Source organism: Streptomyces sp. NPDC090032 (genome assembly GCF_044748025.1).
GTDB lineage: Bacteria > Actinomycetota > Actinomycetes > Streptomycetales > Streptomycetaceae > Streptomyces.
This window is the reverse complement of the sequence record NZ_JBIVFF010000001.1, coordinates 21,633-41,503: the sequence shown is the minus strand read 5'-3', so window position 1 is coordinate 41,503 and position 19,871 is coordinate 21,633. Positions and strand designations below refer to the sequence as shown.

Here is a 19,871-nt window from a genome sequence, read left to right as displayed (position 1 = left end):
TTACTTCGTCAACTGCCGCACGAAGTATCCCCTTTGTTCACGTCTGCTCCCGGCAGGCGGGTGACAGCCCCGAAAAGCCGCGCGAGACGGCCGCACGAGGGCCGGACGAAAGGGACCCACAAGAGCGATGAGAGCAGCCCCCGCCGTCTACGCGGCCGCCGGATCCCTGGTCCTGACCGCCCTCGTCGCCGCCCCGGGCCGCGCCGACACCCAGGGCCCGCCCGGTACGGCCGAACTGCGCGGCACGGCCGTGGCTGCCGCACGCGCCGCGGCCTCCCGTATCACCTTCGGCACCTGCGCCGCCGCCGAGTCCCTCCCGGACTACGTCAAGTGCGGCACGGTGTCCGTCCCCCTCGACTACGCCCACCCCGACGGCAAGCAGATCAAGCTCACCGTCAGCCGCGTGAAGGCCACCGGTAGGACGGCGCGGACGGGCGGCAGCCCGGTTCGCAGGCAGGGCGCCTTCGTCTTCAACCCCGGCGGCCCCGGCGCGTCCGGCATGTACTTCCCGCTCGTCGGGCTGATGCCGGAGTGGAAGCGCATCGCCTCGGCGTACGACCTCGTCGGCTACGCACCACGCGGCGTCGGCCGCTCGGCCCCGCTGTCCTGCGAAGAGCCGAAGCGGTTCGCGACGGCCCCCACCCAGGCGCCGACGCACCCCTCCGCCTCGTACAAGCTGGAGCGGATCGCGCAGGCCAAGGCGTACGCCCAGGGCTGCGCGAAGAACGCCGGGAGCGCGCTGCGGCACTACACGACGCTCAACAACGCCCGCGACCTGGACGTGCTGCGCGCCGGGCTCGGCGAGCGGAAGCTGAACTTCATGGGGTCGTCGTACGGCACGTACTTCGGGGCCGTGTACGCGACGCTCTTCCCCTCGCATGTGCGCCGCATGGTCTTCGACTCGGCCGTCAACCCCGACCCGAAGCAGATCTGGTACGACAACAACCTCGTGCAGTCGGTGGCCTTCGAGCGGCGCTGGGCGGACTTCCGGCGCTGGGTGGCCAAGCACGACAAGACGTACCACCTGGGCGCGAACGCCGCCGACGTGCAGGAGAGCTACGAGAAGGTCAGGGCGCGGCTCGCGACCGAGCCGGCGGGCGGCACCGTCGGGCCCGGCCAGCTCCAGGCCGCGTACCTCAAGGCCGGGTACTACGACGACTTCTGGGCGATGCGGGCGTCCGCCCTGTCGGAGTACCTGAAGGGCAATCCGAAGCCGCTCGCCGAGCAGGCCGCGCCGCAGACCGCGGCGGCCGCCGAGAACGAGAACAGCGCCGCCGTCTACACGGCCGTCGAGTGCAACGACTCGGCGTGGCCCACCGACTTCCGCGTCTGGGACCGCGACAACACGCAGCTCGCGCGCCGCGCCCCGTTCGAGACGTGGGACAACGCCTGGATGAACCTGCCCTGCGCGTACTGGCCCGCCCCCCGCCAGCAGCCCGTCGACGTACGGACCGCGCCCGGCGCGCTGCCCGCGACGCTGATCCTGGCCGCCGAGCGGGACGCGGCCACCCCGTACGAGGGTGCCCGTGAGCTGTGGCGCAGGCTTCCGGGGGCGGTCCTGGTCACGGAGCGCGGCGCGGGCACCCACGGCATCGCCGCCGGCGCCAACAAGTGCGTCAACAGCCACCTCGACGCGTATCTGCTGGAAGGCCGGATCCCGCTGACGCGCGCCGCGTCCTGCGCCCCGCACCCCGAACCGGTGCCGCTCGCCGTGGACTGACGGCGGGCACACGCGAAGGGGCCGACCGGTCGTCGAACCGGTCGGCCCCTTCGCGTACGAACCGCGTGCGAACTACGCGAGACCGGCGACCAGTTCGGCGACGCTCTTGCGGCGGCCCGTGTAGAACGGGACCTCTTCGCGGACGTGCATACGGGCCTCGGAGGCGCGCAGGTGACGCATCAGGTCGACGATGCGGTGCAGCTCGTCGGCCTCGAAGGCCAGGAGCCACTCGTAGTCGCCCAGCGAGAACGAGGCGACCGTGTTGGCGCGGACGTCCGGGTAGCCGCGGGCCATCTTGCCGTGGTCCGCGAGCATCCGGCGGCGGTCCTCGTCGGGCAGCAGGTACCAGTCGTAGGAGCGCACGAACGGGTAGACGCTCACGTAATTGCGGGGCGTCTCGTCGGCGAGGAAGGCCGGGATGTGCGAGCGGTTGAACTCGGCGGGACGGTGCAGCGCCATGTTCGACCAGACCGGCTCGAGGGCGCGGCCCAGCTTCGTACGGCGGAAGAGGTTGTACGCCTCCTGGAGCTGGTCCGCGGTCTCCGCGTGCCACCAGATCATGACGTCCGCGTCGGCGCGCAGGCCCGACACGTCGTACGTGCCGCGGACCGTCACGTCCTTCGCGGCGAGCTGGTCGAACAGCTCCTGGACCTCGTCGGCGTAGCCGGCCCGGTCCTCGGGGAGGACGTCTCGGAGCTTGAAGACGGACCACAGGGTGTAGCGAATGACCTCATTGAGGTCCTTGGCCTTCTTGCCTGCGTTCGGGATCTTGGCGGGGGCGTCGTCACTCATGAGGCTATTCTCCCGCGCCGCCGTGCAGACTCTGCACCGGGTACGCGGTGAGCTCCTCCACGCCCGTCAGGTCACCGTCCAGCTGGTCGACGGCCGCGTAGGCGCTCGCGATGCAGGCCGGGATGCCGACGCCGTCGTACGCCGCTCCGCACACGGCGAGCCCGGGGACCTCGGCGACGTGGCCGCGGATGCGGGCCACGCGCGCGTGGTGGCCGACGGGGTACTGGGGCAGGCCCTCGTGCCAGCGCGTGACGCGAGTCGCGACGGGCGTGGCGCGCAGGCCGGTGGCCTCCCGCAGATCGTGGCGCGACACCTCGACGAGCCCGTCGTCGTCGCGCGCGAGGTCCTTCTCGTCCTGGTAGCGGCCCACGGAGGTGCGTACGACGACCAGGCCCGGGTCCTCGGCGGCGACCCACCCCCACTTGTTCGAGGCGAACGTGGACGCCTTGATCGTGTGGCCGTCGACCGGCGGCACGAGGAAACCGGAGCCCTCGGGCAACTGCGCCTCGTCTCGCCGGAACGCGAGGGTGATCAGGGCCATCGACGCGTACTCGACGGTGCGCAGCTCCGCCGCCGCGGCCGGGGACTCGGTGTCGAGGAGCCGGGCGGCCTGCTGCGCGGGCACGGCGAGGACGACGGCGTCGGCCTCGATGACGTGGTCGTCGACGCGGACCTCCCAGCCGTCGGGGGTGCGGCGCAGGCCGTGGGCCGGGCTGTCGAGAAGGATCTCGCCGCCCCGCGCGCGCACCGACTCGGCGACGGCGAGCGGGAGCTGTCCGATGCCGCCCTCGATGCCCATGAAGACGGGGCCGGTCTGCTGGTTCCGCGCCGCGCGCTCCTGGATGGCGCGGACGGCCTCGGTCAGGGAGCGGTGGGCGCGGGCCGCCTCGAAGAGCTGGGGGACGGCGCTGCGCATCGAGATGCGGTACGCGTCGCCCGCGTAGACGCCGCCGAGCAGCGGCTCCACGAGCCGGTCGACGACCTCGCGGCCGAGGCGCTCGGCGACGTACGCGCCGACGGCGACGTCGTCGCCGAACTCCGTGGCGGGCAGGTCGCGGTCCTGCTCGATGCGGGCCAGGCCCTCGTCGGACAGGACTCCGGAGAGTGCGGCGGCGGTGCCGGGGACGCCCATCACATGGCCCTTGGGCATCGGGCGCAGCGCGCCCCTGGTCCAGAGCCAGGCCGTCGCCGTGCCCGGCGGCTGGAGCCGGTCTCCGAGCCCGACCTCGCGGGCGAGGTCCACGGCCTCGGGGCGCCGGGCGAGCATCGACTCGGCGCCGAGGTCGACCCGTACGCCCGCGATCTCACCGGCGCGCAACTTGCCGCCGAGGCGGCCCGACGCCTCCAGAACGGTGACCTGCGCGCCCGCCGCGAGCAGCCGGTGGGCCGCGGCGAGCCCAGCGATGCCACCGCCGATCACGACCGCCTTGGGGGCCTGTCCCGTTCCGGTTCCCGTGCCTGTGTCCGCTTCGCGCATGCCCCCACTGTCTCAGACCGGCGAGTCCCGACCGTGACCGCATCGGGACCGCTCGGCAACCACCGAAAGGGTCCGCCGGCCGTCAAAGGAGGCGGCCGGGGCCTGTCCTTGGGCCCGGCCGTCCACTCAACCTCCGGGGGTACGTCCATGCGGATATCAGGCACCAGCACCAGCACCAGCACCACAGGGAAGCGGCCGGGGCGCGGCGGGATGCGGGCGGCCGGCGCCGTCCTGCTCGTGGCGGCGCTGGCGCTGACGGGGTGCAGCGCCGGCGCCTCGGACAGCGGCGACTCCGCCAAGGCCGCGGGCGGTGAGGCGGCCGCCGCGGACCAGGGCTCCGCGAAGGAGGCGGGCGGAGCGCAGTCGGACGCGAAGTCGTCCCGGCGCGAGCCGCCCAAGCTGACCGGCGTCCACATCATCCGCACGGCGACGCTCACCGTGCAGGTCAAGGACGTCCCGCAGGCGCTCGCCAAGGCACGCACGGCGGCCGAGGACGCGGGTGGCATCGTCGGCAACGAGTCGACCGACCGCGACGGCCGGGGACATGAGCGTTCCCGCGTCGTCCTGCGCGTGCCGCAGGAGCGCTACGAGCAGGTCCTCGCGGACCTCTCGGGCGCGGGCCGCCTCATCGACCGGAACGAGAAGGCGCAGGACGTCACCGACCAGGTCGTGGACGTCGAGAGCCGTGTCAAGTCGCAGCGGGCGAGCGTGGCGCGCGTGCGTGAGCTGATGGACAAGGCGACGAAGCTGAGCGATGTCGTCGCCCTGGAAGGGGAATTGAGCTCCCGCGAGTCCGATCTGGAGGCCCTGCTCGCGCAGCAGGCGTCCCTCAAGGACCGGACGAGCCTCGCGACGATCACGCTGGCGCTGACCGAGACCCCGGTGAAACCGGCGGGGCACAAGGACGACGACCCCGGATTCACGGACGCGGTCGCGGGCGGCTGGGGCGCGTTCGTGACGATGCTGCGCTGGGTCGCGGTGGCCGTCGGCGCGGTGCTGCCGTTCGCCGTGGTGGGCGGCCTGCTGGTCTTCCTGTGGCTGCGTCTGGTGCGTCCGCGGCTGCCGCGCCGGGCCGCCGCCTCACAGCCGTTGCCGACGGCACTCGGCCCGCTGCCGGCCCACCCGCGGCAGGCGGAGCGCGACGAGCAGGAATGACCGGGGCGCCCCCGTAGTTTGGTGCGCATGAGCCCTACACGTGAGCGACTGGTGGTCATCGGCGGCGACGCGGCGGGCATGTCCGCCGCGTCGCAGGCCCGCAGGATGCGCGGCCCCGACGAGCTGGAGATCGTGGCCTTCGAGCGGGGGCACTTCTCCTCGTACTCGGCGTGCGGCATCCCGTACTGGGTCGGTGGCGAGGTGGATGGGCGCGACGAACTGATCGCGCGCACGCCCGAGGAGCACCGGGAGCGGTCCATCGACCTGCGGATGCGCACGGAGGTGACCGAACTCGACGTCGAGGGCGGGCGGGTGAGATCACGCGCGCTCGACACGGGGACGGAGGCCTGGACGTCGTACGACAAACTCGTGATCGCCACGGGGGCCCGGCCCGTGCGGCCGCGGATTCCCGGGATCGACGCGCCGGGCGTGCACGGCGTGCAGACCCTCGACGACGGCCAGGCCCTGCTCGACACGCTCGCCGCGACGCAGGGGCGGCGGGCCGTCGTCGTCGGCGCGGGCTACATCGGCGTCGAGATGGCGGAGGCGCTGATCCGCCGCGGGTACGAGGTCACGGTCGTCAACCGCGGGCCGGAACCGATGTCGACGCTCGACCCCGACATGGGCCGCCTGGTGCACGAGTCGATGACCGGCATGGGCATCACCATGGTTGACGACGCCGAGGTCACCAAGATCCTCACGGGCGACGACGGGCGGGCGCGGGCGGTGGCGACGACCACCGACGAGTATCCGGCGGACGTCGTCGTCCTCGGCATCGGCGTACGCCCGGAGACCTCGCTCGCACGCGCCGCCGGGCTCCCCCTGGGCGAGCACGGCGGGCTCCTCACCGATCTCGCGATGCGCGTGCGCGGTCACGAGAACATCTGGGCGGGCGGCGACTGCGTGGAGGTCCTCGACCTGGTCTCGGGGCGCGAGCGCCACATCGCGCTCGGCACGCACGCGAACAAGCACGGGCAGGTCATCGGCAGGAACGCGGGCGGCGGTTACGCGACGTTCCCGGGCGTCGTCGGGACGGCCGTGAGCAAGGTGTGCGACCTGGAGATCGCTCGCACGGGCCTGCGCGAGAAGGACGCGCGGCGGGCCGGCCTGCAGTTCGTGTCCGCGACGATCGAGTCGACGAGCCGCGCGGGCTACTACCCGGGCGCGGCCCCGATGACGGTGAAGATGATCGCCGAGCGCCGCACGGGCCGCCTGCTCGGCGTTCAGATCGTCGGCCTCGAGGGCGCCGCGAAGCGGGTCGACATCGCGGCGGTCGCGCTGACCGCAGGCATGACGGTGGACGAGATGACGGCCCTCGACCTCGGCTACGCACCACCGTTCTCACCGGTGTGGGACCCGATCCTGGTGGCGGCCCGCAAGTCGAGCGCGGCGGTCCGCAGGGGCTAGGGCCTGTCCGGGCCGGATGTGGGGGCCGTGTGACGGGGGCGGGAAGGATCCCGCCCCCGCTTTCCCTAGTGGGCGGTCTGCGTGTGGACGTACTCCACGAGGCGCGTCAGGGAGTCCGGGTCGGTGGTGGGCGGCACGCCGTGGCCGAGGTTGAAGACGTGGCCCTCCAGGTCCGCCGCCGCGTCGAGCACCTCGCGCGCCTTGGCCTCCACCGCCTCCGTCGTGGAGAAGAGGACGGCCGGGTCGATGTTGCCCTGGAGCGCCTTGCCGGGGCCGACGCGGCGCGCGGCCTCGTCGAGCGGGACGCGCCAGTCGACGCCGACCACGTCGGCGCCGGCCTCGCCCATCAGACCGAGGAGCTCTCCGGTGCCGACACCGAAGTGGATGCGCGGCACGCCGTACTCCTCGACGGCCTTGAACACCTTGGACGACGCGGGCATCACGGAGCGCCGGTAGTCGGCGGGGGCCAGTGCGCCGACCCACGAGTCGAAGAGCTGGACGGCGGAGGCGCCCGCCTCGATCTGCACCTTCAGGAACGCGGAGGTGATCTCGGCGAGGCGGTCGAGCAGGTCGGCCCACAGCTGCGGGTCGCCGTACATGAGCGCCTTGGTGTGCTCGTGGTTCTTGGACGGGCCGCCCTCCACGAGGTAGCTCGCGAGGGTGAAGGGCGCGCCCGCGAAACCGATGAGCGGGGTGGAGCCGAGCTCGGCCGTCAGCAGACCGATCGCCTCGGTGACGTACCAGACGTCCTCGGGCGTGAGGTCGCGCAGCCGCGCGAGGTCGGCGCGCGAGCGGATCGGCTGCTCGACGACGGGACCGACGCCCGGCTTGATGTCGAGGTCGATACCGATGGCCTTGAGCGGCACGACGATGTCGCTGAAGTAGATGGCCGCGTCGACGTGGTGGCGGCGTACCGGCTGCATCGTGATCTCGGCGACGAGCTCGGGCATCATGCAGGACTCGAGCATCGGAATGCCCTCGCGCACCTTGAGGTACTCGGGCAGCGAGCGACCGGCCTGCCGCATGAACCACACCGGGGTGTGCGGCACCGGCTCACGCCGGCACGCCTTGAGGAAGGCGGATTCGTACGTCGCTGTCGGCTGCTGGCCCGTGGGGCGGAGGTTGGCACTCACGTCGGAAAGTCTCGCACGGGCGCGGACCCCGCCGGGCGCGGGGACATCGAGGTGGGGGTGCCGGGTGTCTCTCCCTGCGCGAAGGCCGCGTTCCCCTTAACCTTCCCCGCATGGCTGCGGCTGAGGGAAGACTGTCGGACGACGCTGAGGGAATGAGTGAAGCGGAGCGGGAGGGGCGCAAGACGAAGGATCCGGTGGACTCGGCACCACCGCAGTTCCGCGCGGCGGTCGACGCCTTGCGTGGAGCGCGACTGCGCCCGGAGATCGAGGTGGACCCGACCAGGCCGCCCCAGCGCCTCGCGCCCCACGCGTACGCCCTTGAGGCCGCGGTGGTGGACGGCGACGACGACCTCGCGGACGGCCGCCTCGTCCTGCTGCACGACCCGGCGGGGCACGACGCCTGGCACGGGACGTTCCGCCTGGTGACGCTGGTGCGGGCGGAGCTGGAGCCGGAGATGGCGGCGGACCCGCTGCTCCCCGAGGTCTGCTGGTCGTGGCTGACGGGCGCGCTCCAGGGGCGGGGTCTCTCGTACGGGGAGCCGAGCGGCACGGTGACGCGGGCGAGTTCGCACTACTTCGGCGGGCTCGGGGAGCGTCCACCGGCGTCGCAGATCGAGATCCGGGCCTCGTGGACACCGCGTGAGGGGCTCGGCGGGGTGCCGGACACGGCCTCGCACCTGGCGGCCTGGTGCGATCTGCTCAGCCAGATCGCGGGCCTGCCGCCGGCCGGCCCCGGGGACGCGTCCGTGGTGACGCTGCCTCAGCGCCGGGGGCCGCAGAAGTCCTGACAGCGGTGCAGAGTCCTGCCTGCGGCGGTACAGGAGTCCTGAACGGCCGCAGAGAAGGACGCAGAGGACACAGAGGACACAGAGAAGGACGTCACGGCGTGACAGAAGGCCTGACGGGCGTGAAGAACAGCCATCGGCAGGCGACTTTCGGACTTTCGTCGCCGGTGATGCGGGGCAGGGACTGCCCGGATCGGGTGAATCGGGATCGGACCTCGAAGAGTTCCGGTCCCGTTGTGATTCGGTTCGATCTTCGGATGATCGATCGCGTGTCCGAATTGCACGAATTGTTACTCACTAAATCGTGATCTTTCTCTAAAGGCGGGCGGGTTTACTGCCGAAGAGGTCTGTGACCTTGAAAGCACGGTTCGCCCCGGCTTCATCCCCGAGCCGGTCCCGTCCCGCACCCCAGGAGGCCTGGTGTCCGTTCTCCTCGAGCAGCCCGCAAGCCTGGTCGCCTACCGCCCGAACAAGCCGACCGCCATGGTGGTCGTGGCCGACCCCCGCGTCCGTTCCACCGTCACCCGCCACCTGTGGGCGCTCGGTGTACGTGACGTCATCGAGGCCTCGTCCGTCGCGGAGGCTCGTCCCCGCATCGGCAACCCCCGCGACATCTGCGTCGCCGACGTCCACCTTCCCGACGGCTCCGGCCTGACCCTTCTGTCCGAAACCCGTGCCGCGGGCTGGCCCAACGGGCTCGCCCTCTCCGCCGCCGACGACATCGGTGCCGTACGCAACGCCCTCGCGGGCGGAGTCAAGGGCTACGTCGTCACCGGCACCCGTACCAACGTCGGGCTCCCCTCCCGCCCCGGCGCCGCCCCCATCGGGTCAGCCGCGGCCCGTATGCACCGCCGCCCCCCGGGTGCCCCGAGCCACCCGGGCGGCTACCGCGAACTGTCAGGCCGTGAGGTCGAGGTGCTCCGGCTCGTCGCCGAGGGCCAGTCGAACAAGGCCATCGGCGTCTCGATGGGCCTGTCCGCGCTGACCGTCAAGAGCCACCTCGCCCGCATCGCGCGCAAGCTCGGCACGGGCGACCGCGCCGGAATGGTGGCGGTGGCTCTGCGCACCGGCATCATCCACTGACCCTGACCGGTTTACGTACGTACAGCGCCCGTCGACGGAACGTTCCGTCGACGGGCGCTGTACGTACACAGAGGGAACACCGTCCCTTCCTGTTGCATCTGGGGCAGCTGGGGTTTCGCCTGTCGCCACCTGTAACTAGGGTGATTCCCACGGGGTGTGCTGTACGGGGAGGTCACAGTGGCGGCGGACAGCGCCGATCGGTTCGTCTCACACGAGTGGGGCGGGGCTGCTGCTGGAGCGGTGGCGGGCCCGTTGCCGTTCGCGGGCAGTGCCGCCTTCGGGCAACAAATGGCCGTCGAGTGCGAGACGTTGGCCGATGATGCACAGAAGCCGGGCCACACCGCCGCAGCGAGGGCACAGGGCAGCGACTTCGGACTCCGGGTGAGCCCGGGAATCGGCGTAGTCGTACTGCCCGACGCGGCAGTTGTCGTCCTGCGTGGCCGCCGCCGGAACCCGGCACCCTCGTACGCCTAACGCAACCCATTCAGCCAATTTCGTATGCGCACCAGCACTTAGGGTCCAACGCGCACGGGGGAGAGCAGCAAGCAATGGAATCGGCAGGACACGAGTCGACACAGATGCGACTCAACCAGATACCAACCGACCCCAGTGGCTCGGCCGGTCCTCCTGGTATTTCCGGCGGCCAGAAAGACCTGGCGTCGTCACCGGCCGAGAAGAAGGCCGCAGCGAAGGCCCTTCAGGAGCATATCGAGCCCGAAACCAAGCAGGCGGGCGCCTGGGCGGACGAGGAGACGGGCAGTGCGGTGAAGGCGTTCGGGCCCAAGGACGGGCACGGGTGGCTCACTTCGGGCGCCGTGAGCAAAGCGCACAAGACGTGGGGCGAACAGGCCACGAACCTCATGAACCGTCTGTCCTCGGAGAAGGGGGCACTGCAGAGCAGCAACACGTTGCTGACCGGGACGGACTTCGGAGTGCTCTCCGGGGTGCGCAACGTGTCGGTGCTCGACACATACTCACCGCCACCGCATCCCTGACAGACAGTCCGCTCGTACGCCTTCGCACTCAACGGGGACCCATGCCGACTTACCACGAGATAATGACGACCGACCTGTCCACGCTCACCACCGCTGCCGAACGCTGGGACGGCATGGCGGAGAAGTACCACAAGCAGGAGACCGCGTACCAGCGGGATGTGCACGGCATATCCATGGGCCGGACGTGGACAGGACTGAGTGCGGACGCCGCCAATCGGCGCTTCGACATCACGCTCAAGGAATTCCAGAACGCCCAGGTCGAGGCCAAGGCGATCGCCTCACTCCTCCGTGACGCGCACACGCAGTTCGTGGACCTTCGCAAGAAGCTGGAGACCGCCCGGGACGAAGCCGTGGCGAAGGACATGAAGGTGTCCGACCAGGGCGTCGTCACGTACGACTACAGCAAGCTCACCCAGAGCGAGCACCAGGCGCTGGCCCACGATCCCGACTACCAGACGAGCGTCCGCACGGCCGTCAACTCCTGGCAGCAGCGCATCGATCAGTGCGTGCAGAACGTGGACGACGCGGACAAGGGCGTCGAGGTCGCCTTCACGGCCGTCGTGATCGACTCCGACACCTCCGACGGCACGCTGAACGGCTTCAACGGCAAGGCGCAGGGCGACATAGAGAAGTACGAGGCTGTCGAGGCCGAGGACATCGCGACGCGCATCAATTCCGGCAAGGCCTCCGCGCGCGACTACCAGGAACTGCAGCGGCTCTTCCACGACAACTCCCACGACAAGGCGTTCAGCCAGACCCTCCTGGACGACCTCGGAGCGCGGGGAACGCTGAAACTGTCCAACGACCTCGAAAGTCTCGGCCACTACGACGACAAGAAGAACGCCGGCCGGTACAAGGACCTCGAGAACGGCCTCGCGACCACGCTGGCCACCGCGACCCGCGACCCGAACTCCGACTTCTACAAGCACTTTCGTGCGGACATGCAGAAGGTGGGGGTCGAGGAGTTCAAGGTGGACGGCCTCAGCCCGATTCCCAACGAGAAGGTCCGCGGCTACCAGAGCCTGGTCACGCTGATGCAGCAGGGACACGGCTATTCCGGGCAGTTCCTCGAGGACACCGCCGACGACGTCCGCAAGGCCGAGGAGTCGCACTTCGCCAAGGGGAACCTGGAATCCATCTGGGCCCTGCGGGACGATTTCAGCGGCAAGGACCGGGGCTGGTTCGCCAACGACCCGCTCGACGGCGTCCTCGGCATCATGTCCGAGGACCCGAAGACCAGCACCGAATACCTGGACCCGGCGCACAACGACAACCTCAAGTACCTGCTGCACGGGCGCGATTGGGACACGGTCGTCGACCACTACGCGACTCCGCCCGGCGGCACCACGACGGGCTTGCCGGTCATGGAGGAGGACGGCGACGTGCGCAAGGGCTTCGGCGCCGCCCTGGAGGCCGCCACGACCGGGGAGGCGCCGGGCGCCTACCACGCGGTCGGACAGCACAGCGAGCCGCAGGCCCGCATCCTGCAGGACACCATCAACACCCTGTACTCGGACAAGGCGGCGGACCACCTGCCGAAGAACCTGTCCACACCGCTGGCGCACGTCCTGACGTCGTACACGCCCGACACGCACGAGATCTACGCCGCCTCGGACTCGAAGTACGACATCGACTGGGACAGCACCGGCGAGGTCTGGAGTGACAAGGACGGGGCGCACATGGCTGTGGGGCACCAGCGCCTCGCCGCCGTGATGAGGGGCATCGCCGACGACGGGGAAGCCTTCGGCCACCTCTACGGGGCTGAGCAGCAGTATTCGCACCACGTCCTGGCGGATATCCCTCAGGACGCCGGCGACAGGACGATCCAGAACCGCGTCGTCGAGTCCTCACGCGCCATGGGCGCCTACGACGGCATCCGGTCGGACGTCATCTTCGACGAACGGTTCGACAAGACGCAGTGGGCCGCCGACTTCAACCATGGGATCGGCACGGGTTTCAGCACAGCACTGATGTTCAATCCCGTAGCCGATCTCGCCCCGGCGGGAGACCTCGCCTCGAAGGCGATCGACGTGTGGGCCTACGAGTCCAACAAGGAACACACCGCCGAGGCGAACGTCGAGGCCACCGAGAAGAACGCCAAGACCTACGACGCCGGGCTGCACGACGTGGATCACATGGTCAGGGCATGGGCCGACAGCCGCGGTCACGGCATCGACAGCGACTGGACGAAGTCCTTCGTCCACGCGGGGCAGGACCAGTACGACTTGGGCCGCAACCGTACGCTCGACACCCTTCGAGCCGACCGTTGACGCCCGGAGAAAATGGCACCCGACAGAATGAGCACGATGCGAACCAAGTCCAGGCTCCGACGTATACGCACAAGGTGGTGCGCGCCGGCACTCGTTCTGACTCTCGGGATCGTGGCCTTCGTGCTGTACAGCACCGGCACGTTCGACCAGTGGAAGGACGACCGATCGCTCGACCACGCCTGTGACGGCACCCTGGCCCAGGGCGGACTTCGCGCAGCTCTGCACTCGTCGCACCTGAGCGCCGGCTCCGAGGGAGACAGTGAATACCTGGCTTCCTGCAGTGTCCGCAACGCAGAGACCGGACCACAGCGCAGTTCCCTGGACGTGAAGCTGCGCTGGAGCACTGCGGCGCCCCCCTCCGCCGACCTCTCCTGGTACAACGAGGACTACAACGGCGTGAGGGGGCAGGCGGTGCCCCTCGGCCACGGCTGGTCCGGCATCGCCAGGTACCAGGGCGGCTGGCAGGTCATGGTCGCGCTCGACTGCCAGAACCAGAAGAACAAGGCTCTTGTCGCATACGGTGACCTGCGCGGGGAGACGAACAGCGCCACATTGGCCGGGCTCGGCCGGGTGACCACCGAGACGGCTCGGAAGGCAGCTGAGAAGCACGGGTGCCAGGTGAAGGCCGGCGAGCGGCTCACCAGCCTGCCCCCCTCCCGGCTCGGCACGCCTGATACGGCGAAACCCTTGAAGCAGGCGCAAGGTTCCTGCGCCCCATTGCGGGGGCTTGCCCCGACGGCCGCAGGGAACGGTGTACCCGAGGTCATGGAGTACCCCGCGGACGCGCAGACACCACAAGTGAACTGCTATCTGGCGACACCGGAGAAGAAGCCCGGATACGGCCTGTACGCCTACTACGGCGGCGCCGCCAAGGACTTCCTCACGAGCGAGGGCGACAACCTCAAGAAGGGCCGCGGCCCCACCTACAGCGACAAGGAATACGCCTGGGCCACCGCCAGGTGCCCCAGGTCCGCACAGCCCGCAGTGTTCGTGCTGTACCACCTGTACGACAGGGACACCGACACCTACCCCGTCGCTCGCTACTCCGCCCACTTCGCCGCATCGGCACTCAAGGCCTTCGCCGACCACGAGGCGACACTGCGCGGCTGCTCAGACGTTCACATGGCCTCCCGGCCTTAGGACTCGCCGCACGCGCCGTCGATCGTTCATGAGGGTCCGTCAGCTCACTGGCGGACCCTTTGTCGTGCACCTCACGGCGCAAGCCTCGACACGAGGGCCTCCCCATGCCTGTAGATCAAGCATGGATTATTGGGACTGACATGCATATTTCGGGCACTCTGGTGCGAGAACCCTCCCAGCCGCACCTAGCCCTGTCGACACGCGTTTTCGCAGGTCAGTTGACCAATGGCCAGAACACGCAGGTCAGGCACACGTACGTACAGATACCCTTGACAGGTGACCGACGCCCAAGAGACCGCAGCAGACGCTTCACTGCGAACCACCGGGGGCGCACCCCCGGACGACGGCGGCTCAGTTGCGGAGGTGCCGATCCCCCTGCTCGAGCCGCGCGAGGGCATCCCGCCGGTGATCGCCGACGAGGCCTCCCTGGCCGAGGTGGTCGCGGCCTTCGCCGCGGGCACCGGGCCCGTGGCCGTCGACGCCGAGCGTGCCTCCGGCTACCGCTACGGGCAGCGCGCCTACCTGGTGCAGCTGCGCCGTGAGGGCGCGGGCTCCGCGCTCATCGACCCCGTCGCGTGCCCCGACCTGTCCGCGCTCGGCGACGCGATCGCCGACGCCGAGTGGGTGCTGCACGCCGCGACGCAGGATCTTCCGTGTCTGCGCGAGATAGGGATGGTCCCCAGCCGCCTCTTCGACACCGAGCTCGCCGGGCGCCTGGCCGGTTTCCCGCGCGTGGGGCTCGGCGCGATGGTGGAGAACGTCCTCGGCTACGTCCTGGAGAAGGGCCACTCCGCCGTCGACTGGTCGACGCGGCCCCTGCCCGACCCGTGGCTGCGCTACGCCGCGCTCGACGTGGAGCTCCTCGTGGACCTTCGGGACGCGCTGGAGAAGGAGCTCGACCGGCAGGGCAAGCTCGACTGGGCGCACCAGGAGTTCGACGCCATCGCCTCGGCGCCGCCCGCGCCGCCCCGCAAGGACCCGTGGCGGCGCACGTCCGGGATGCACAAGGTGCGCCGGCGCCGCCAGATGGCCGTCGTGCGGGAGCTGTGGACCGCGCGGGACCGGATCGCGCAGCGGCGTGACGTGTCGCCGGGCAAGGTGCTCGGCGACGGCGCGATCGTCGAGGCGGCGCTCTCGCTGCCGGCGAACGTGCACGCGCTGGCCGCGCTGCCCGGTTTCGGGCACCGCACGGGACGGCGTCAGCTGGAGCAGTGGCAGGCGGCGGTGGACCGGGCGAAGGAGCTGCCCGACGCGGAGCTGCCGCAGCCCGGGGCGCCGCTCGCCGGACCGCCTCCCCCGCGGGCCTGGGCCGACAAGGACCCGGTCGCCGCGGCGCGGCTCTCCGCTGCGCGGGCCGCGGTCTCCTCGCTGGCCGAGACGCTGAACATGCCGCAGGAGAACCTGATCACGCCGGACACGGTCCGCCGCGTGTGCTGGGAGCCCCCGGGCGACCGCTCCGAGGCGGCGGTGGCCGAGGCGCTGCGCGGGTACGGGGCGCGGCCCTGGCAGGTCGAGCAGGTCACGCCACTGCTCGCCGAGGCGCTGAAGCAGACCGCCTGACCCGGCCGGCCCCGCACGGCGCCTCTCGTTCGTCGCGGTTTCGTACCGGTGGGCCCTCCTCGCTCGTATCTGCGGGGAGGGCCTGTCTAAGTTCACCCCATGATCACCAGGGGGTACGAGGCATGGGTGCGGGATTTCGAGGTCGAGCGGGAGCGCCGGGCCGCGGCAGGGGAACCCGCCTGGGAGCGGGGCGCGCGGGTGCATCCCGCGATCTGGCGGAGCGTGCGGCGCTTCCAGATCGGTGAGAGCGGTGACGGGGCGAATCTGATCGCGAAGGCCGACGGGGCGGGCGACGCCCCGTACGCGCGAGCCGTGCGGCTGTTCGTGGCCGAGGAGCAGAACCACGCCCGGCTGCTCGGGCTGCTGCTCGGCGCCGGCGGGGTGCCGCCGCTCGCGTCGCACTGGAGCGACACCGTCTTCGTCCGGCTGCGCCGGCTTCTCGGGCTGCGGCTCGAACTCCTGGTCCTGATGGTCGCCGAGGTCGTGGCGCTGCGTTACTACCGGGCGCTGCACGACGGCACCGACGACGCGCTCACGACACAGGTGGCCGGGGCGATCCTCGCCGACGAGGAGCGGCATGTGCCGTTCCACTGCGAGCGGCTGCGCGAGGCGTTCGCACGGGTGCCGCGCCCGGTGGGGCGCCTGGTGCTTGTGGGGTGGCGGGCGCTGCTGCTCACCGCGGCACTCCTCGTCGCCTGCGACCACGGCTCGGCGCTGCGCAGGTTCGGGGTGGGACGGGCGCGGTTCGTCCGTGACGTGGCGGCTTCGGCGGGGCCCGTGGTGCGCTCGATCCTCGATCGCGGGGTGTGACCTTCGCCGCTCCGGCCGGGGGGACTACACGACCCGGTTACCCGCAAGTAGCATGACGGTATTCGCAGCGCGTTTCCCGCATCCCGGGTGCGTGCCGCGCGGCAGTGCCATCCCGCATCTGGAGGAGAGCCATCGTGCCTCGTACCGTCAGGGACGTCGTCTTCGTCGACGGCGTCCGCACCCCGTTCGGCAAGGCGGGCCCGAAGGGCATCTACCACGAGACCCGCGCCGACGATCTCGTCGTGAAGGCCATCAGGGAGCTGCTGCGCCGCAACCCGGCCCTCGACCCCGCGAAGATCGACGAGGTCGCCATCGCCGCGACCACGCAGATCGGCGACCAGGGCCTGACCCTCGGCCGCACCGCCGGCATCCTCGCGGGCCTCCCGCAGTCCGTGCCCGGCTACTCCATCGACCGCATGTGCGCCGGCGCGCTGACCGCCGTGACCAGCACCGCGGGCTCCATCGCCTTCGGCGCGTACGACGCCGTCATCGCCGGCGGTGTCGAGCACATGGGCCGCCACCCGATGGGCGAGGGCGTCGACCCGAACCCGCGCTTCGTGTCGGAGAAGCTCGTCGACGAGTCCGCCCTGTTCATGGGCATGACCGCCGAGAACCTGCACGACCGCTACCCCACCATCACCAAGCAGCGCGCCGACGAGTACGCCGTGCGCTCGCAGGAGAAGGCGGCGAAGGCGTACGCGAACGGGAAGATCCAGCAGGACCTGGTCCCGATCTCCGTGCGCAACACCAACCCGGACGTCGGCGAGACCGGCTGGGGCCTGGTCACCGCCGACGAGCCGATGCGCCCGGGGACGACCCTGGAGAACCTCGCCGGGCTGAAGACGCCGTTCCGTACGCACGGCCGCGTCACCGCGGGCAACGCCGCCGGTCTCAACGACGGTGCGACCGCGTCGCTCCTCGCGTCCGAGGACTTCGCCCGCGAGAACAACCTCCCGGTGAAGATGCGCCTGGTCTCCTACGCCTTCGCGGGCGTCGAGCCCGAGGTCATGGGCTACGGCCCGATCCCGGCGACGGAGAAGGCGCTGGCCAAGGCCGGTCTGTCGATCGAGGACATCAACCTCTTCGAGATCAACGAGGCCTTCGCGGTCCAGGTCCTCGCCTTCCTGGAGCACTACGGCATCGCGGACGACGACGCGCGCGTCAACCAGTACGGCGGCGCCATCGCCTACGGCCACCCCCTCGCCTCTTCCGGCGTGCGCCTGATGACGCAGCTGGCCCGCCAGTTCGAGGAGCAGCCCGAGGTCCGCTACGGCCTGACGACGATGTGCGTCGGCTTCGGCATGGGCGCCACCGTCATCTGGGAAAACCCGCACCACAAGGACGCCGGAGGCGACAAGTGAGCACCACCACCGCTGAGCTCCTGAAGGGCGCCGCCGAGCTGTTCCCGGACGAGGTCGTCACGTCGGCGAACGTACGCCACCTCGACCTGCCGTTCGGCGCGGGCCGGTTCGCGCTGATCACGCTCGACAACGGCTTCGACCACACCAAGCCGACCACCTTCGGCCCGGCCTCGCTCGCGAACCTGAACGCCGCGATCGACCAGGTCGAGAAGGAGGCGGCCGAGGGCACGATCGTCGGCGCCGGCATCACCGGCAAGCCGTTCATCTTCGCCGTCGGCGCCGACCTCAAGGGCGTCGAGCTCCTCAAGAAGCACGAGGACGCGCTGGCCATCGGCAAGGGCGGCCACGAGGTCTTCAAGCGCCTCTCCGGCCTTGCCGTGCCGACGTTCGCGTACTACAACGGCGCGGCGATGGGCGGCGGTGTCGAGGTCGGTCTGCACTGCACCTACCGCACCGTCTCCAAGGCGCTCCCGGCCTTCTCGCTCCCCGAGGTCTTCCTCGGTCTGGTCCCGGGCTGGGGCGGCTGCGCCCTCCTGCCCAACCTGATCGGCGCGGACAAGGCCGTCTCGGTCATCATCGAGAACTCGCTCAACCAGAACCGCCAGCTCAAGGGCAAGCAGGTCTTCGAACTCGGCATCGCCGACGCGCTCTTCGAGGGCGCCGACTTCCTCGAGCAGTCGCTGATCTGGACGGCGAACGTCCTCAAGGGCGACGTGAGCGTCGAGCGCGCCGAGGTCGACCGCGGTGACGCGTGGGACCAGGCCGTCGCGCGCGGCACGTCCATCGCCGACGGCAAGGTGCACGGGGCGGCCCCGGCCGCGTACCGCGCGCTGGAGATCATCGCCGCCGCCAAGGACGGGAACCTGCAGGCCGGGTTCGACGCCGAGGACAAGGCGCTCGCCGACCTCATCATGGGTGGCGAACTGCGCGCGGGTATCTACTCGTTCAACCTCGTCCAGAAGCGCGGCAAGCGCCCGGCGGGTGCGCCGGACAAGTCCCTCGCGCGTCCGGTCACCAAGGTCGGCGTCGTGGGCGCGGGCCTGATGGCCTCGCAGCTCGCGCTGCTGTTCCTGCGCCGCCTCGAGGTGCCGGTCGTCCTGACCGACATCGACCAGGAGCGCGTCGACAAGGGCGTGGGCTACGTCCACGCCGAGATCGACAAGCTGCTCGGCAAGAGCCGCATCAACCAGGACAAGGCCAACCGTCTCAAGGGCCTGGTCTCCGGTGTCCTGGACAAGGCCGAGGGCTTCTCCGACGCCGACTTCATCATCGAGGCCGTCTTCGAGGAGATCGGCGTCAAGCAGCAGGTGTTCGCGGAGGTCGAGGCGGTCGCCCCGGCGCACGCGATCCTCGCCACCAACACCTCGTCCCTCTCGGTCTCCGAGATGGCGTCGAAGCTGAAGCACCCCGAGCGGGTCGTCGGCTTCCACTTCTTCAACCCGGTCGCGATCCTCCCGCTCCTGGAGATCGTCCGCGGCGAGCAGACCGACGACGCCTCGCTGGCCACGGCCTTCGGTGTCGCCAAGAAGCTGAAGAAGACCGCGGTTCTGGTGAAGGACGCCCCGGCGTTCGTCGTGAACCGCATCCTCACGCGCTTCATGGGCGAGATCCAGAACGTCATCGACGAGGGCACCCCGGTCGCGGTCGCCGAGAAGGCCGTCGAGCCGCTCGGTCTGCCGATGTCCCCGCTGGTGCTCCTGGAGCTGGTCGGTCCCGCGATCGGTCTGCACGTCTCGGAGACCCTGAACCGCGCCTTCCCGGAGCGCTTCACGGTGTCCCCGAACCTCGCGGCCGTCGTCAAGGCCGGCAAGCGCGGCTTCTACGTCTACTCCGCGGAGAACGACTTCAAGCCGGAGCTGGACCCCGAGGTCGCCGCGCTCCTCAAGCAGGGCGATGTCGTCCTGACGGAGGAGCAGGTCCGTGACCGCGTGCTCGACGCGGTGGCGCAGGAGATCGGGCTCATGCTCGACGAGGGTGTCGTGGCCGAGGCGCAGGACATCGACCTGTGCCTGATCACGGGCGCCGGCTGGCCCTTCCACCTCGGCGGCATCACGCCGTACCTGGACCGTGAGGGCGTCAGCGAGCGGGTGACCGGCAAGCGGTTCCTGGAGCAGGGCGTGGCGAGCGTCCCGGCGTAACCCCCCGGCGTCTTCGGTGCCCGGCATGCCAACTGGTGTGCCGGG

General features: G+C 70.6%; 15 protein-coding genes. 12 read left to right on the top strand and 3 right to left on the bottom strand.

Annotation, left to right across the window (positions count from 1 at the left end; genetic code table 11):
• The first annotated feature begins 127 nt into the window (after positions 1 to 127).
• Entirely contained in the window at positions 128 to 1,720 is a 1,593-nt protein-coding gene (locus ACIPWY_RS00150; protein WP_393700271.1) for an alpha/beta hydrolase, read from the top strand.
• A 72-nt stretch (positions 1,721 to 1,792) separates the two neighbouring features.
• Here ACIPWY_RS00150 and hemQ read toward each other — a convergent pair whose 3' ends face one another.
• Together hemQ and hemG are read right to left on the bottom strand one after the other, a co-directional pair.
• Entirely contained in the window at positions 1,793 to 2,512 is a 720-nt protein-coding gene (hemQ, locus tag ACIPWY_RS00145; protein WP_362899203.1) for a hydrogen peroxide-dependent heme synthase, read from the bottom strand.
• A 4-nt stretch (positions 2,513 to 2,516) separates the two neighbouring features.
• Positions 2,517 to 3,989, bottom strand: coding sequence for a protoporphyrinogen oxidase (gene hemG, locus ACIPWY_RS00140; protein ID WP_393700273.1), 1,473 nt, complete (start codon positions 3,987 to 3,989; stop codon positions 2,517 to 2,519).
• Between the two features lie 210 nt (positions 3,990 to 4,199).
• On the opposite strand from hemG, the gene ACIPWY_RS00135 reads away from it, so the two are divergent.
• Positions 4,200 to 5,144: a DUF4349 domain-containing protein gene (locus ACIPWY_RS00135; RefSeq protein ID WP_362899299.1), complete on the top strand. Its 945-nt coding sequence runs from the start codon at positions 4,200 to 4,202 to the stop codon at positions 5,142 to 5,144.
• Positions 5,145 to 5,171: 27 nt separating this feature from the next.
• A complete protein-coding gene (locus tag ACIPWY_RS00130) occupies positions 5,172 to 6,551 on the top strand; it encodes an FAD-dependent oxidoreductase (RefSeq protein ID WP_362899207.1) in 1,380 nt (459 codons plus the stop codon).
• A gap of 65 nt (positions 6,552 to 6,616) precedes the next feature.
• On the opposite strand, the gene hemE is transcribed toward ACIPWY_RS00130, so the two are convergent.
• Positions 6,617 to 7,684, bottom strand: a complete 1,068-nt coding sequence (gene hemE / locus ACIPWY_RS00125) for a uroporphyrinogen decarboxylase (RefSeq protein WP_362899208.1) — start codon at positions 7,682 to 7,684, stop codon at positions 6,617 to 6,619.
• A 152-nt stretch (positions 7,685 to 7,836) separates the two neighbouring features.
• Here hemE and ACIPWY_RS00120 point away from each other — a divergent pair, with 152 nt between their 5' ends.
• The 9 genes from ACIPWY_RS00120 to ACIPWY_RS00080 all read left to right on the top strand — a co-directional run bounded on the left by ACIPWY_RS00120 (position 7,837) and on the right by ACIPWY_RS00080 (position 19,826).
• Complete coding sequence (locus ACIPWY_RS00120; protein WP_362899209.1) at positions 7,837 to 8,472, top strand: DUF3000 domain-containing protein; 636 nt, start codon at positions 7,837 to 7,839, stop codon at positions 8,470 to 8,472.
• Positions 8,473 to 8,889: 417 nt separating this feature from the next.
• Positions 8,890 to 9,552 (top strand): response regulator transcription factor, encoded by a 663-nt coding sequence (locus tag ACIPWY_RS00115; protein WP_100591261.1) that lies wholly within the window; start codon positions 8,890 to 8,892, stop codon positions 9,550 to 9,552.
• A gap of 548 nt (positions 9,553 to 10,100) precedes the next feature.
• A complete protein-coding gene (locus ACIPWY_RS00110; protein WP_362899210.1) occupies positions 10,101 to 10,547 on the top strand; it encodes a hypothetical protein in 447 nt (148 codons plus the stop codon).
• Between the two features lie 62 nt (positions 10,548 to 10,609).
• Positions 10,610 to 12,817: a hypothetical protein gene (locus tag ACIPWY_RS00105; RefSeq protein WP_362899211.1), complete on the top strand. Its 2,208-nt coding sequence runs from the start codon at positions 10,610 to 10,612 to the stop codon at positions 12,815 to 12,817.
• A 111-nt stretch (positions 12,818 to 12,928) separates the two neighbouring features.
• A complete protein-coding gene (locus ACIPWY_RS00100) occupies positions 12,929 to 13,957 on the top strand; it encodes a hypothetical protein (protein WP_362899212.1) in 1,029 nt (342 codons plus the stop codon).
• Positions 13,958 to 14,233: 276 nt separating this feature from the next.
• Positions 14,234 to 15,517, top strand: coding sequence for an HRDC domain-containing protein (locus ACIPWY_RS00095; protein ID WP_383890358.1), 1,284 nt, complete (start codon positions 14,234 to 14,236; stop codon positions 15,515 to 15,517).
• A 99-nt stretch (positions 15,518 to 15,616) separates the two neighbouring features.
• Positions 15,617 to 16,327 (top strand): ferritin-like domain-containing protein, encoded by a 711-nt coding sequence (locus ACIPWY_RS00090; RefSeq protein ID WP_393700280.1) that lies wholly within the window; start codon positions 15,617 to 15,619, stop codon positions 16,325 to 16,327.
• A gap of 134 nt (positions 16,328 to 16,461) precedes the next feature.
• Positions 16,462 to 17,688, top strand: a complete 1,227-nt coding sequence (locus tag ACIPWY_RS00085) for an acetyl-CoA C-acyltransferase (RefSeq protein WP_362899217.1) — start codon at positions 16,462 to 16,464, stop codon at positions 17,686 to 17,688.
• On the top strand, positions 17,685 to 19,826 hold the full coding sequence (locus ACIPWY_RS00080; protein WP_393700282.1) for a 3-hydroxyacyl-CoA dehydrogenase NAD-binding domain-containing protein: 2,142 nt from the start codon (positions 17,685 to 17,687) through the stop codon (positions 19,824 to 19,826). Before ACIPWY_RS00085 ends, ACIPWY_RS00080 begins: the two co-directional genes overlap by 4 nt.
• Positions 19,827 to 19,871 lie beyond the last annotated feature (45 nt).

What these genes read in the sequence shown, in the direction of transcription:
- ACIPWY_RS00120 (WP_362899209.1), top strand. Translation starts at nt 7,837, where the DNA reads ATGAGTGAAGCGGAGCGGGAGGGGCGCAAGACGAAGGATCCGGTGGAC.
- ACIPWY_RS00150 (WP_393700271.1), top strand. Translation starts at nt 128, where the DNA reads ATGAGAGCAGCCCCCGCCGTCTACGCGGCCGCCGGATCCCTGGTCCTG.
- ACIPWY_RS00090 (WP_393700280.1), top strand. Translation starts at nt 15,617, where the DNA reads ATGATCACCAGGGGGTACGAGGCATGGGTGCGGGATTTCGAGGTCGAG.
- hemQ (WP_362899203.1), bottom strand. Translation starts at nt 2,512, where the DNA reads ATGAGTGACGACGCCCCCGCCAAGATCCCGAACGCAGGCAAGAAGGCC.
- ACIPWY_RS00105 (WP_362899211.1), top strand. Translation starts at nt 10,610, where the DNA reads ATGACGACCGACCTGTCCACGCTCACCACCGCTGCCGAACGCTGGGAC.
- hemG (WP_393700273.1), bottom strand. Translation starts at nt 3,989, where the DNA reads ATGCGCGAAGCGGACACAGGCACGGGAACCGGAACGGGACAGGCCCCC.
- ACIPWY_RS00135 (WP_362899299.1), top strand. Translation starts at nt 4,200, where the DNA reads ATGCGGGCGGCCGGCGCCGTCCTGCTCGTGGCGGCGCTGGCGCTGACG.
- ACIPWY_RS00110 (WP_362899210.1), top strand. Translation starts at nt 10,101, where the DNA reads ATGGAATCGGCAGGACACGAGTCGACACAGATGCGACTCAACCAGATA.
- ACIPWY_RS00130 (WP_362899207.1), top strand. Translation starts at nt 5,172, where the DNA reads ATGAGCCCTACACGTGAGCGACTGGTGGTCATCGGCGGCGACGCGGCG.